Below are 13,492 nucleotides of genomic sequence, written 5' to 3'. Positions count from 1 at the left end.
ATCAGGCACCTGCGGATGAGGTCGCGTATGGCGCGGAAGTTTGCCTCCTTGCACCCCGCCGCCGGCACGCATCGACCTCGCCGAGGAACGAACACCCCGGCGAACCGTTTAACCCAGCTGCAACATTTCTCATCTGATGGGGCGTCGTGCAGACCACCTGAGGTAATGCACATGCGCCTTGCACGACGAACACGTTCCAGCTCCCTTCTATCCAACTCCCTGACCGCCATCACGCGACATCCGGGCGCCGCCGCGTTTGCTGCCGCAGGTACCTTCGTTGCGGCTACCGCAATCATAAACCGGGGACTCGCGAACAAAGCGCAGCGCGATAATCCTCCGCAGGGGCGGTTCATCGACATCGAGGGGGTCCGCCTGCACTATCTCGAACGTGGCACGGGCACGCCGCTGGTTTTGTTCCACGGCAATGGCAGCATGGTCCAGGATTTCGACTCGAGTGGATTGATCGATCTCGCAGCCGAGAACTACAGGGTCATCGTGTTCGATCGTCCCGGTTTTGGCCATAGCTCGCGGCCGAGGCACGTCGTCTGGACCCCGGATGCCCAAGCGGACCTGTTCAAGAAGGCGCTCGATCAATTGGGCGTCTCTCAAGCGATTGTCCTTGGTCATTCGTGGGGAGCGTCGGTTGCGGTTGCGCTGGCGACAAGACATCGTGCGCTCGTGCAGGCTCTCGTGCTGGCCTCAGGTTATTATTTCGCGACTCCCCGCTCGGACAGCGCGGCGTCGGTGCTGTCTGCCCTACCGATGGTCGGGGACATCATCAGCTCGACGATCTCGCCGCTGGCCGCTCGAATGATGTGGCCAGCGATGTTGCGCAAGCTGTTTGGCCCTCGGCCGGTCCCGAACAAGTTCGCAGGCTTTCCGAAAGAAATGGCGCTCCGCCCATCGCAGATGCGGGCCGCGGCGGCCGAAGCGACGTTGTTGATCCCCGCCGCGGTCTCAGGTTCGAAGACTTATGCAGAACTCAAGATGCCCACGATCATTATCGCGGGCCAGGACGACCGTCTGATCGATATCAAGCAGTCGGTCAGGCTGCATGGCGAGCTCAAGCAGAGCAAATTGCGCCGGATCGACGGAGCGGGACACATGATTCATCATTCCGCAACCGCTGACGTGATGGCGGCCATCGACGAAGCTGCTGCCGAGGCCGTGTTGACTCATGGAAGGGAGGGCCCAGGCGTACAACAGCCCCGAGAGACCTCAGGCGCCTGAGAGCAGATTGTTGGCGAGCAAGCGGCGGAACGCAATTTCCGAAGAAGACGCCGAGTACTTCAAGGACGATGACCCGGCGTAGCGCCCTCGTCCAATGATGCTGCCTTACCAGTTCGTCGATACGCTCAAAATCGAGCTCACCTCAAAATTGCCAGATGATGGTTCGCCGAGCAATGCATAGTCGTTGCACAACAACGGCGCTTATGGCCGTCGACGAACCTCATGGCTCGTTTGCCGAGGATCGCTTCTGAGCCGACTCGGGCGTGCGACCACACTACAACCCGCCCTTTCGATCGAGCAGAGACCTTTTCGACCAGGTATGGTATCTGTCGATCCCCCGTCGGCAGAGGTGCTGATGAGGTCGGATAAGCGGGAAAGCAAAGCGCAATGTCTCCTAGCCAGGTGACGATACCCTTGTGGCACGAAAAGCACCTCCGGGCTGCCACTCGCGCCGCCGGTGTCGCTTTATGGTCCTGGAACGTTGATACCGACGCCATCACCATGGATGAACCCGCATACGACCTTTGGGAGGTGCCCAAGGGCGAGCAGAAAATTACCTTCGAGATACTGTCCAAAAACATCCACCCAGCGGATCTCGAGAGGGTGAGATCGGCATTTGCAGCTACTCGCGCGGTCGTCGGCTCTTACGAGATAGATTTTCGTATTCTAACCGGCAGCGATATCCGTTGGATTTCCGCTCGGGGCCAAGGCGACGATGCCGACATCGCGGATCGAACAATGTTCGGTATTTTCCTGGACGTAACCCAACGCAAGCAAGCTGAGGAAGCCAACGAGCTACTGGCGGGCGAGATGAGCCACCGGCTGAAAAACCTTCTGACCGTCGCAACGGCGCTGACCCACATGAGCTCACGCTCGGCAGCATCAAAAGAAGATATGGCCCAGGAACTGACCAGTCGCCTGATCGCTCTGGGACGCGCTCAGGACCTTGTTCGCCCGGTACCTGGACGAAATAGAGAGGGGACGCTTCTTGGAGACCTCATCTCCGTTCTGCTTGCGCCGTACGATGAGGAAGGAGCCAGCGTTCGAATTCGTGTCTCGGTCCCCAAGATGAAAGTGGGAGAGGCTTCCAGCACAGCACTTGCCCTGGTGATGCATGAACTGGCAACCAACTCCGCGAAATACGGTGCGCTGTCGCTTTCAAGTGGCACCCTGGATGTATCGTGCAACGCCCACGAGGACGAGGTCGTGGTCAAGTGGACGGAGCGGGGCGGTCCTCCTGTTGTCGCTCCAACCAAGCTCGAAGGCTTTGGAAGCCAGTTGATGCACCGAAGTATGGCCGCCCAGCTTGGCGGCACTATAACTTTTGACTGGTCGGAAGAGGGTGTGGTGGTCATCCTGCGCATGAGCAAAGACCGTCTTGCGAATTGATGTTTAGCTGATTTCCCGCACCCACTCCTGCCCCCCGTCTGCGATTGATGCGATTGTAAAAATGGTCGCCGGCCGGAAGCGGCGTCTTCAGCAAGTCGCCGCCGAAGAGCTCGTGAATCAATAGCGAGGTGACGTTGCATTGTCCTGCCGCCGGATGCTCGCCGTCCATTGCCTGGCGGTTGCCAACGACCAGACCTTGCGCAGCGCGCTTTGAACCTCATCGGGATCGAAGCCCATCGTCAATCCCAAGCTCGCCACCGAGGCGCTAATTCGGATTATGCGATAATGCCTTTCTGCCACTGTTTTGCCCGACGAGTCAAACGGCCGCGCTGATGCACTCGCGCCTGCCCGCTTTGGCCGCCAAGATTCGAAGTTGCCATCGACCGCGCAATGCTCGGGTCGGCCTGCCAATTAACTCCATCGCATCAATCTGTTGGCGGCACTTGCAGCGCCTTGTCCTCTCACCCCTCGTCTACTGTGCATGGGGTTGTTTTTCGCATTTTTTGTTGGACACCCCGCCCATACCGCGGCGACACGCCGCTGGCGGCTTCCGCCTCGCCTATCCCGATCGCGTCGTTCCAAAGAAAAGGCCCGGCCTCGCGAACGAGACCGGGCATGTCGTCTTGCGACCACTTCGAAGATCAGCCGCGGGTGCGCGAGCGGATCATGAAGCTGTCGTAGGTGTATTCGGCGACCTGCCACCACAGATATTGGTCGGAGCGGTAGGCCTGCATGGCGTCGATCGACTTCTTGAAGTCGGGATTCTTGGCCGAGATCTCGCCCCACAATTCGTTGGTCGCCTTGAGACAGGCTTCCAGGACCTCATTGGTGAACGGGCGAAGCTGCGTGCCGCCGGCGACCAGACGCTTCAAGGCGCCGGGGTTCACCATATCGTAGCGCGCGGCCATCCAGGTGTTGGTGTTGACGGTCGCGTTGGTGAGGATCGCCTGGTAGTTCTTCGGCAGCTCGTTCCACTTGTCGATGTTGGCGAAGGCGTGAACGGTTGGGCCGCCCTCCCAGAAGCCTGGATAGTAGTAGTACTTGGCGACCTTGGCGAAGCCGAGCTTCTCGTCGTCGTAGGGGCCGACCCATTCGGCCGCGTCGATGGTGCCCTTTTCCAGCGACGGGTAGATGTCGCCGCCGGCGAGCTGCTGCGGCACCACGCCGACCTTCTGAAGGACCTGGCCGGCGATGCCGCCGATGCGCATCTTGAGACCGGAGAGATCGGCGACCGTCTTGATCTCCTTGCGGAACCAACCGCCCATCTGGGTGCCGGTGTTGCCGCAGGGGAAGCCGACCACGTTCGACTTCTTGAAGAACTCGTTGGCGAGTTCGTTGCCGCCACCCTGATACAGCCAGGAATTCTGCTGGCGCGCGTTGAGACCGAAGGGCACCGAGGCGAAGATGGCGAAGGTCGGGTCCTTACCGACGTAGTAGTACGACACGGTGTGGCACATCTCGACGGTGCCCTTCTGCGTCGCATCCAGCGCCTGCAGGCCGGGGACGATTTCGCCGGCCTGGAAGACCTGGATCTGGAACTTGTTGTCAGTCATCTCGGCGACGTACTTCGCCATCTGCTCGGCGCCGCCATAAATCGTGTCAAGCGACTTCGGGAAACTCGAGGTAAGCCGCCACTTGATCTCGGGCGAGGACTGCGCGATCGCTGGCGAGGCCACTGCGGTTGCCGCCGCGCCTGCTGCCGACACTTTCAAGAAATCACGACGCTTCATCTTCAGGTCTCTCCTTGCTGGGGCGTTTCCCCTAGACTTCCTCATTACCGCCGCTTGTTCCGGCGACGCGTTTGGCTCGCGTCGCGCCGAAGGGGCTTTGACTGCCGTGGGCGTTTAACACGGAAGCCCCGCTTGCGGAACGCGACATTGGCATGACGGGGCTCGACGAAAGTCGCATGTCCCCGACGAATGGACGCAGGCGCCGGGTCAGGCCGCGGCGATGACGCCCTTGAGCTGATCCCGGACCTGTCCCGCAATGGCGCGGTAGATCGCCGCGTGGGGACTGTCGGGCTCGCTGTCGACCACGGGCGTGCCGGCATCCGAGGTGGCGCGAATCGCCATGTGCAGGGGGATCTCGCCCAGAAACGGCACCCCCAGCTTCTCGGCCTCGTGGCGCGCGCCGCCATGGCCAAAAATATCCGATTTCGTGCCGCAATGCGGGCACTGGAAATAGCTCATGTTCTCGACGATGCCGAGCACGGGCACGTTGACCTTCTTGAACATGGCAAGCCCCCGCCTTGCGTCGATCAGGGACAGATCCTGCGGGGTCGAGACGATCACGGCGCCCTTCAGCGGCACGTTCTGCGCCAGCGTGAGCTGGGCGTCGCCCGTGCCGGGCGGCATGTCGACAACGAGCACGTCGAGCGCACCCCACTCGACGTCGCGCAGCATCTGCGTCACCGCCGACATCACCATGGGACCGCGCCAGATCATCGCGGTCTCTTCCTCCACCAGGAAGCCGATCGACATGATGGCGAGGCCGAAACGCCGGAGCGGAATCATCTTGCGCTCGCCGTTCAGCTCCGGCTTCTCGTGCAGGCCCGTCAGCCGCGGCACCGAGGGGCCGTAGATGTCGGCATCGAGCAGCCCGACCTTGAGGCCGAGGTCGCGCAGGCCCAGCGCCAGATTGAGTGCCGTGGTGGACTTGCCGACGCCGCCCTTGCCAGAGGCCACCGCGATTACGGCAGCGACGCCGGGAATCTCGGACTGCCGCGCCATCGGCGATTGGGCGCCACCCTGCGGCGGCGGCTTGTGAGCATGGACCGGCTGCACGCCTGGCGTGCCACGGCTCGGCGTTGGCGACGGCGGAGGTGCTGCGCCCGCCTTGCGCTCGGCGGTCAGCGCCACCATCACGGTGGTGACCCCGGGCATGGCGCGCACGGCAGCCTCGGCTTCGGCCCGGACGGATTCCCAGGCCCGCGCCTCGGCCGCATCGACATTGATCGAGAAGAACACCTTGCCGTCCGACGCGCTGATAGCACTCAGCACATTGGCATTGGTGAGCGCGACCCCGCGCGGCGACTTGATCCTGGCGAGGCTGTCGAGAACCTGTTGCTGCGTCACGCTCAAAGCGCTTCTCCTGAACGAAGCGTGATCCGGACCCGGAGGGCCGCACCAGCGCAAAGTGTGGAGCGGTTTTCCGATAAGATCATGCTCAAGGCTTGATGTGCCCCATTAGAGCGAAAACGCCCAAAAGGCTACTGCCTGCCGATATCGCCAGCCATCTCGGCCGGCGCGGCCCCCTGCTCCAGGGCTGCCTCGTAATTCAGCTCGATCATGACCCCGTTGGGGTCGTGGACGAAGATCTGCCAGAGGTCGCCGCCGGGCACCTGGCGGGAGTCGAATTTCATCCCCTTCGAGGCCAGCCGTTGCTTCATGCCATAGAACCCGCGGCTGACAAAGGCGACGTGGTGGACAACGCCGGAATCCGGCTTTTGTGGCTCCGCGGTCGGCGAAATATCGACGAGGTGCACCACCGGCTTGCCCTCGCTGTACATCCAGGCGCCGGGGAAGGCGAAATTCGGCCGGGCGCCTTTTTCCAGGCCCAGCACGTCCTCGTAGAAGCGAACGGTCTCGGCCAGATGCCGGGTCCGGATGTTGAAATGATCGAGCACGCCCACGCTTACGCCGCCCATGCTTTCGCTCCCTTTTTTTGAATCCTTAGGTCCGCCATCCTAGCACAGGGGGGCACCAAACGAAGCCGTTGCCCTCCGGCCTCAAGAGTTTATGGTGCGCGCGATCTGCCGCAATGGCGGAACTTTTCAGGGCGCCGGTGGGCGTCCGCTCGCCCGGCAAAAACCGTAAAACCCGAACTACGGACAAGGTACCACACATGGCTAAAGTCGCTTTCCTCGGTCTCGGCGTGATGGGCTTCCCCATGGCCGGACACCTCGTGAAAAAAGGGGGCCATGAGGTCACCGTCTATAACCGCACCGCGGCCAAGGCGAAGGAGTGGGCAGACAAGTTCGGCGGCAAGTCCGCGGCGACTCCGAAGGCGGCTGCCGAGGGCCAGGACTTCGTGATGTGCTGCGTCGGCAACGACAACGATTTGCGCGCGGTCACGATCGGCTCCGACGGCGCGTTTGCCGGCATGAAAAAGGGCGCGACTTTCGTCGACCACACCACCGCCTCCGCCGAGGTTGCGCGTGAGCTCGACGCAGCCGCCACCAAGGCCGGCTTCAAGTTCATCGACGCGCCGGTTTCCGGCGGCCAGGCCGGCGCCGAGAACGGCGTGCTGACAGTGATGTGCGGCGGCGCGCAGGACGCCTATGCCGGCGCCGAGCCGATCATCACCGGTGCCTATGCGCGGATGTGCAAACTACTCGGGCCCGCCGGCTCCGGCCAGCTGACGAAGATGGTCAACCAGATCTGCATCGCCGGCCTGGTCCAGGGTCTCTCCGAGGGCATCCATTTCGCCAAGAAGTCGGGCCTCGACGTCGCCGCGGTGATCGAGACCATCTCGAAAGGGGCCGCACAGTCCTGGCAGATGGAGAACCGCTACAAGACCATGAACGAGGACAAGTACGATTTCGGCTTCGCCGTCGAATGGATGCGCAAGGACCTCTCGATTTCCCTGGCTGAAGCCCGCCGCAACGGCGCCAATCTGCCGGTCACCGCGCTGGTCGACCAATTCTACGCCGAAGTCGAGAAAATGGGCGGCAAGCGCTGGGACACGTCGAGCCTGCTCGCGCGCCTCAATCGCTGATCTCGAACCTTTCGGACATGTCGTGCTGATCGCACTCGCCGCAATCTTCGTCCTCGCCTATGCGGCGATCGCACTTGAGCATCCGATCGGGGTGAACAAGAGCGCGTCTGCGCTACTCGGCGCGGGCGTGCTCTGGACAATCTACGCCCTCGCAACGGGCGACCACACGCTGGTCGGCCGTCAGCTTGATGAGTCCGTCGCCTCGACCGCGCAGATCGTGTTCTTCCTGGTTGGCGCGATGACCATCGTCGAAGTGATCGACGCCCATGACGGCTTCGAGGTCATCACCTCGCGCATCAGCACGACGAGCCAAGTCCGTCTGATATGGCTGATTGGCTTCGTGACCTTCTTCCTCAGCGCAATCCTCGACAATCTCACCACCACCATCGTCATGGTTTCGCTGATCCAGCGGCTGATCGCCAAGCGCGACGACCGCCTGCTGTTCGCCTCCCTCATCGTCATCGCCGCGAATGCCGGCGGTGCATGGACCGTGATCGGCGACGTCACCACAACAATGCTGTGGATCGGCGGGCAGATCTCGCCCTTGAACATCATGGCCGCGGTGTTCCTGCCCTCGCTGCTCAACCTGCTGGTGCCACTCGCATTCATCAGCTTTTCGCTCAGGGGCAGGTCCATCGCTCCGCCGCCAAAAGAGGATGGATTGCAGGGCGTCGATCCGTTCGAACGGAACGTGATGTTCTATCTCGGACTCGGGGTACTGATCGCGGTGCCCGCTTTCAAGGCGGTCACGCACCTGCCGCCCTTCATGGGCGTCCTGCTCGGGCTTGGCATCGTGTGGTTGGTCGGCGAGATCGTTCATCGCGACAAGGATGAGCACGTCCGCGGCCCGCTCACGCTTGCGCATGCGCTGACGCGGATCGACATGGGCTCGATCGTGTTCTTCCTCGGCATCTTGCTCGCAGTCGCCTGCCTCGAACATGCCGGCCTGCTCTCGATGCTGTCCAAATGGCTGGACACCGCGATCGGTCGCCAGGACATCATCGTCGTCATCCTCGGACTGCTCAGCGCCGTCATTGACAACGTGCCGCTGGTGGCCGCGACCATGGGCATGTACGACCTCGCGCAATATCCGACCGACAGCTTCCTCTGGGAGTTCATCGCCTATTGCGCCGGCACCGGCGGCTCGATCCTGATCATCGGCTCGGCCGCGGGCGTTGCCGCCATGGGACTCGAACGCATCGAGTTCCTCTGGTACGCCCGCCGCATCGCCGTCCCCGCGCTCGCGGGCTATCTGGCGGGCGCGGTGGTCTATGTCGCGCAACATGCGTGGCTGCACTGAGCGTTTGCACCGGCTCAAATTAACGCCGGGTTAACGTAATTCTTTAGCTCCTTAAGTCACCTCTTAAGGATTTCTTGCCAGAGATAGACAATGCAGAAGGCCCGCCTTTGCGCGGGCAGGAATTGTTGTTGTGCGATGAGTAAACCCGCTGAAAAGCCAGAGGTAGTGCAGCTTCCGGCCGAGCCGGTGAGCGCGCCGTCGGCGAGCACCCGAAGGGCTGCGGCGCAGCGGGTACGCGAGGCGCGCGACAAGTTAACGTCGACCAGCGGAACCCGGCCGGCTTTCGACGCCGAGATGCTGCGACAATATGCTCAGACGCGGCTGTCGGCCTCCTATGTCGTGATGCTGCTGGTGGTCACCACCGGCCTGCTGTTCGGGCTGTGGATGCAGCTGATTCCGGCCGCGGCCTGGACCGTCGGCATGCTCTGCATCCACGCGGCGATGATCCGCAGCTGCCACCGCTTCCTGGCGGAGCCCTCATCGCCGACCTCGACGCGCGCCTGGCGGACCCGCTTCGTCGTGCTCGACCTGCTCTATGGCCTGTGCTGGATGGCGATCCTGATCCACCCCGTGCTCGACATGGTCACGGAAACGCTAATGATGTTCCTGATGCTGCTGGTGATCGCAGTATCGAGCATGCTGGCCGCCAATCTGCCGATCGCAGCCCTTGCCGCCACGGCACCGGTTGCGGTCGCGATGGCGCTGAGCTTTGTGATGACCGGCGCGCTGGACAATTACATCCTCGCCGCGCTCGCCCTCGCAGCCGAAGGCTATTTCGTGCTGCTGGCGCACCGCCTGCACTCCTCGACTTTCGCGACGCTCGAGGCGCGCGCCGAGAAGGACGCGTTGATCGGCGAGCTCGAACAGGCCAAGGCAATTTCAGATGAGGCGCGGCACCGCGCCGAATCAGCCAACGTCGCAAAATCGCGCTTCCTTGCGCAGATGAGTCACGAGCTGCGCACGCCGCTGAATGCCATCCTCGGCTTCTCCGAGGTGATGAAGAGCGAAATTTTTGGCGCGCACGCGGTGCCGGTCTACAAGGAGTATTCTGGGGATATCCATAGTTCCGGCGTGCACCTGCTCAACCTCATCAACGAGATCCTCGATCTGTCGCGGATCGAGGCCGGCCGCTACGAGCTCAACGAGGAAGCAGTGTCGCTGGTCGGCATCGTCGCCGACTGCCATCATTTGATGAAGCTGCGCGCCTCGAGCCGCGGCATCACCATCCACGAGGTGTTCGAGCAGGCGATGCCGCGGCTCTGGGCCGACGAGCGCGCGATCCGCCAGGTCGTGCTCAACCTGCTCTCCAACTCGATCAAATTCACCCCGCAGGGCGGCGAGATCTGGCTCAAGGCCGGCTGGACCGCATCGGGGGGACAATACCTGTCGGTGAGAGATTCCGGCTCCGGCATTCCCGAGGACGAGATCCCCGTCGTGCTCGCCTCGTTCGGCCAAGGCTCCAACTCGATCAAATCGGCCGAACAGGGCGCTGGTCTCGGCCTGCCGATCGCCAAGAATCTGATCGACCTGCATGGCGGCACGTTCACACTGAAATCGAAGCTGCGCATCGGCACCGAAGTGATCGTCACCTTCCCGCCGGAGCGCGTGATGAGCGCGCTGGCGCCGATGTCGGACGATTCCCCGCCGCTCCAGCCGGAGAGTTCCGCGTTGGCTGACGAGAAGCGCCGGCCGCGCCACAAGCCGATCATGAGCGCAGGTACGGGCTCTTAACGAGATGCTTGCAGACATGCCCGACGATCCCTCACTATGTCCACATGAGCAAAGAAACGCCGTGCGTCGCCGTCTGCATGATCGACCCCGGGACCAAGCTGTGCTTCGGCTGCGGCCGCACCCTGCCGGAGATCGCGCGCTGGCACGCGATGGAGAGCGCGGAGCGGCTGGCGCTCATGGCGCTGTTGCCGGTGCGCATGGCGGACGCCGGACTTGCGCCGATCGCGGGATCGTCGAAACGCGCCTGACGGATCTGCGTGCCTTGGGAGGTGTGCAATGATCCGCTTCCTGCTCGTCCTCATCATGCTCGCCTGCACTGCAGGCGCCGTCGTCGCCTATGGCGATTCCGACCAGATCGCGCGCGCGAGCAGCAAGGTCTCGCACATCTTCCGCGCGCAGACCGCATCGCCTGCCCCGGCCGTGCAGATCCAGCGCGGCCAGGGCGGCGAATTCGCGCTGCGCGCGAAGATCAACGGCGTGGCCGCGCCGATGGTGATCGACACCGGCGCGACCTCTGTGGTGCTGACCTGGGAAACCGCGAAAGCGATCGGGCTGCCGCTCGAGATGCTCGAATACGACGTCGATCTCGAAACCGCGGGCGGCCACACCAAGGCGGCTCGCCTCACGCTCGAACGCCTCTCGGTCGGCCACCTCGTCGAGAAATCGGTGCCGGCGCTCGTCGTCCAGCGCGGTCAGATGAAGACCAATCTGCTCGGCATGAGTTTCCTCGACCGCCTGGAAAGCTGGGGCGTACGCTCCGACAGGCTGATGCTCACGGGCTATCCGGAACTCCAGACCAGCCCCCGCCGCTCGCGCATGGCGGTCGACTAGCCGGTCGACGAAAGCTGCGGGGACATAGCCGACACGCGTGATCGCGTGGACCGCCAGCGCACTGCACACTGGAACGCAGCCAAATTTCACACCGTCCGCGTCGGCGTAAACTATCGCTTCGATCTGTTCCGCTGCGACAGATCGACGACGAGCCGGATTTCACGATCCGACTTTTCACCTGCTTGCGGCTAGGCGGCCTCCGCCGGCACGCGCGCGCCGACACGCGCGATCGCATCGCGGAGCACCTCGAGGCCAGCGCCCGGCTTCACCCCCTGCTCGGCAAGATGGCGGCGGAAAGCGCGCGCGCCTGGCACGGCGTGAAATGCGCCGACGAAATGCCGCGTCATGGAGTGCAGCCGCGTGCCGCGCGCGAGCTGCTGCTCGATATAGGGCATCATCGCCTCGAGCGCGTCCTGCATGGTTGCATGCGGTGCCGCTTCGCCGAAGATGTCGGAATCGACCGAGAGCAGCCGCCATGGCTCCTGATAGGCGGCGCGGCCGAGCATCACCCCGTCGACGTGCTCGAGATGTGCCTTCGCCTCTTCGATACCCGGGACGCCGCCGTTGATGATGACCGGCACATCCGGCACCGCGCGCTTGAGGCGATAGACGCGATCATAGTCGAGCGGCGGGATGTCGCGATTCTCCTTCGGCGACAAACCGTTGAGCCAGGCTTTCCGGGCATGCACGATCAGCACGTCGCAGCCGGATGCGACCACCGCGCGCGCAAGTGTGTCGAGCGCGACTTCCGGATCCTGGTCGTCGATGCCGATACGGCACTTCACCGTGACCGGCACGGCAACCGCACGCTTCATTGCATCGACGCACCTCGCGACGAGATCAGGCTCCGCCATGAGGCAAGCGCCGAAACGGCCGTCCTTCACACGGTCGGAGGGGCAGCCGACATTGAGGTTGATCTCGTCATAACCGAACTCCTCGCCGATCCGCGCGGCGAGCGCGAGCTCGCGCGGATCCGACCCGCCGAGCTGAAGCGCCACCGGATGCTCGAATTCGTCGAACCCAAGCAGCCGTTCCCGATGGCCATGAATGATGGCGCCCGTGGTGAGCATCTCCGTATAAAGCAGCGCCCGGCGCGTCAGATGACGATGGAACACCCGGCAATGCCGGTCGGTCCAGTCCATCATGGGCGCCACGGAAAAGCGATAGCCTTGGGATTCCAATTACTTACCCTATCATTTCAACGGCCTAGAACGGGAACAAGTGCACACGTGTGCACTCCAAACAAGCCAAAATTGCACCCGTTTGTACCCGTTTTGACCTCTTGGTGCACGCATAGTGCGCACGAAAGCCGGGTGTCCCCGCGTGGCGCCCTTCACTCAATTGGGATCGGGAAACTGGCGCGCCCAAGTCCGCCCCGCCAGGTTGGAAAGCCCCCTCGCCGGTCGAAAGCCGCTGTGATGGCATCGTTCAAGACTGAGTTCGTCAATGTGAAGCCACCCGCACTCAACTCGAGAGCGGCTGATCGGGTTTGGAAGAAAGCGCGCCAAGCAAGGCGCTGGTCCAGCAACGTTGGCGATCGATTTGTCTTTCATCCGCATCATGATAACGCACGCCGCCGCTGTGCACGGTATCGAGATTTCAGCCGAGCAAGCCGCCTCGCACGAGTCGCTATGGCGCCTGGGAGGTCGTGCTTCAGCAGCGGATAGTGCCTCGATGCTATGAACGGGTCTTTCCCCATAACCACAGATCTGTAAGTGCGGCATTCACTCGGCCGAGACGTCATCGTCGCGATGCGCGGCGCGGGCGAGGATATCGTTGAGACAGCCCGGCGGCCTTCGAACGCTGGTTTGTCTCGCGTAGTCACGTTCCCAAGTTGAGTGAGCTGCGCGGACATGGCAGCCGACAAACCTTTAAATCCGACAAAATAAGCCACCCGGCTCTCGTTCGGCGAGGCCGCCTGCCCTCCCTTCCCGGTGACGACGGCTCGGGCTGCGATCATCGACAAGGCCAGGTCCATAGTGGGGCGCGAACATTCGTCAATGACTGGAGTAGGGCCTCAGTGCGTTTCGCGGTGGAGTTGGCCCCGGCACGCGGGGCGAAGGTGTCCGGCTCCTGCGGTGTAGCCACATCGCGGACGCCGGGGCCGCAGGCATCGATCCTGTATTCAACTACGCTGAGGTCTGGCTCTCCATGCTGAAGCGCGGAGGCTTGTTCGTCGGCATGAGCCCACGCCTTGGAAACCGTGGGTCCGCATCAGGCGAGGTCGTTGGACGTTTTGTTATACCGCGGGATCGGTCCCGTCAGGTGAGCTTATTAAGCTTCCCATAAACAGCG

General features: G+C 62.8%; 11 protein-coding genes and 1 pseudogene. 7 read left to right on the top strand and 5 right to left on the bottom strand.

What is annotated here, in order from left to right:
• Positions 1-171: 171 nt before the first annotated feature.
• A complete protein-coding gene (locus IVB31_RS03615) occupies positions 172-1,230 on the top strand; it encodes an alpha/beta hydrolase (RefSeq protein ID WP_247318601.1) in 1,059 nt (352 codons plus the stop codon).
• Between the two features lie 387 nt (positions 1,231-1,617).
• Entirely contained in the window at positions 1,618-2,619 is a 1,002-nt protein-coding gene (locus IVB31_RS03610; protein ID WP_247318597.1) for a sensor histidine kinase, read from the top strand.
• Between the two features lie 46 nt (positions 2,620-2,665).
• Here IVB31_RS03610 and IVB31_RS03605 read toward each other — a convergent pair.
• From IVB31_RS03605 to IVB31_RS03590, 4 genes and pseudogenes are all read right to left on the bottom strand, one after another.
• Positions 2,666-2,856: pseudogene (locus tag IVB31_RS03605) on the bottom strand (hypothetical protein); the annotation flags it as partial.
• A gap of 404 nt (positions 2,857-3,260) precedes the next feature.
• A complete protein-coding gene (locus tag IVB31_RS03600; RefSeq protein WP_247318595.1) occupies positions 3,261-4,349 on the bottom strand; it encodes a TRAP transporter substrate-binding protein in 1,089 nt (362 codons plus the stop codon).
• 207 nt (positions 4,350-4,556) lie between these two features.
• Positions 4,557-5,699 carry an Mrp/NBP35 family ATP-binding protein gene (locus tag IVB31_RS03595; protein WP_247318592.1) on the bottom strand — a complete coding sequence of 381 codons (1,143 nt, stop codon included), beginning with the start codon at positions 5,697-5,699 and terminating at the stop codon, positions 4,557-4,559.
• A gap of 128 nt (positions 5,700-5,827) precedes the next feature.
• Positions 5,828-6,265, bottom strand: coding sequence for a VOC family protein (locus tag IVB31_RS03590; RefSeq protein WP_247318589.1), 438 nt, complete (start codon positions 6,263-6,265; stop codon positions 5,828-5,830).
• A 197-nt stretch (positions 6,266-6,462) separates the two neighbouring features.
• Between IVB31_RS03590 and IVB31_RS03585 the strand changes: the two genes are divergently transcribed.
• From IVB31_RS03585 to IVB31_RS03565, 5 genes are all read left to right on the top strand, one after another.
• Positions 6,463-7,335 (top strand): NAD(P)-dependent oxidoreductase, encoded by an 873-nt coding sequence (locus IVB31_RS03585; protein ID WP_247318586.1) that lies wholly within the window; start codon positions 6,463-6,465, stop codon positions 7,333-7,335.
• 22 nt (positions 7,336-7,357) lie between these two features.
• Positions 7,358-8,635 carry a sodium:proton antiporter NhaD gene (nhaD, locus tag IVB31_RS03580; RefSeq protein WP_247318584.1) on the top strand — a complete coding sequence of 426 codons (1,278 nt, stop codon included), beginning with the start codon at positions 7,358-7,360 and terminating at the stop codon, positions 8,633-8,635.
• 135 nt (positions 8,636-8,770) lie between these two features.
• Positions 8,771-10,366, top strand: coding sequence for a HAMP domain-containing sensor histidine kinase (locus tag IVB31_RS03575; protein ID WP_247318581.1), 1,596 nt, complete (start codon positions 8,771-8,773; stop codon positions 10,364-10,366).
• Between the two features lie 44 nt (positions 10,367-10,410).
• Positions 10,411-10,614, top strand: coding sequence for a DUF1289 domain-containing protein (locus IVB31_RS03570; RefSeq protein ID WP_247318579.1), 204 nt, complete (start codon positions 10,411-10,413; stop codon positions 10,612-10,614).
• Between the two features lie 28 nt (positions 10,615-10,642).
• On the top strand, positions 10,643-11,197 hold the full coding sequence (locus IVB31_RS03565) for a TIGR02281 family clan AA aspartic protease (RefSeq protein ID WP_247318576.1): 555 nt from the start codon (positions 10,643-10,645) through the stop codon (positions 11,195-11,197).
• Between the two features lie 188 nt (positions 11,198-11,385).
• On the opposite strand, the gene dusA is transcribed toward IVB31_RS03565, so the two are convergent.
• Positions 11,386-12,378 (bottom strand): tRNA dihydrouridine(20/20a) synthase DusA, encoded by a 993-nt coding sequence (gene dusA / locus IVB31_RS03560; RefSeq protein WP_256464281.1) that lies wholly within the window; start codon positions 12,376-12,378, stop codon positions 11,386-11,388.
• Positions 12,379-13,492: the final 1,114 nt, after the last annotated feature.

Source organism: Bradyrhizobium sp. 21 (assembly GCF_023073335.1).
In the GTDB taxonomy this organism is placed as follows: Bacteria; Pseudomonadota; Alphaproteobacteria; order Rhizobiales; family Xanthobacteraceae; genus Bradyrhizobium.
Note: the sequence above shows the minus strand (reverse complement) of the source record. Positions and strands in the feature narration are given on the sequence as shown.

Excerpts from the sequence above, each read along its gene's own strand:
- IVB31_RS03590 (WP_247318589.1), bottom strand. The coding sequence starts at position 6,265 with ATGGGCGGCGTAAGCGTGGGCGTGCTCGATCATTTCAACATCCGGACC.
- IVB31_RS03585 (WP_247318586.1), top strand. The coding sequence starts at position 6,463 with ATGGCTAAAGTCGCTTTCCTCGGTCTCGGCGTGATGGGCTTCCCCATG.
- IVB31_RS03600 (WP_247318595.1), bottom strand. The coding sequence starts at position 4,349 with ATGAAGCGTCGTGATTTCTTGAAAGTGTCGGCAGCAGGCGCGGCGGCA.
- IVB31_RS03610 (WP_247318597.1), top strand. The coding sequence starts at position 1,618 with ATGTCTCCTAGCCAGGTGACGATACCCTTGTGGCACGAAAAGCACCTC.
- IVB31_RS03570 (WP_247318579.1), top strand. The coding sequence starts at position 10,411 with ATGAGCAAAGAAACGCCGTGCGTCGCCGTCTGCATGATCGACCCCGGG.
- IVB31_RS03565 (WP_247318576.1), top strand. The coding sequence starts at position 10,643 with ATGATCCGCTTCCTGCTCGTCCTCATCATGCTCGCCTGCACTGCAGGC.
- IVB31_RS03615 (WP_247318601.1), top strand. The coding sequence starts at position 172 with ATGCGCCTTGCACGACGAACACGTTCCAGCTCCCTTCTATCCAACTCC.
- IVB31_RS03575 (WP_247318581.1), top strand. The coding sequence starts at position 8,771 with ATGAGTAAACCCGCTGAAAAGCCAGAGGTAGTGCAGCTTCCGGCCGAG.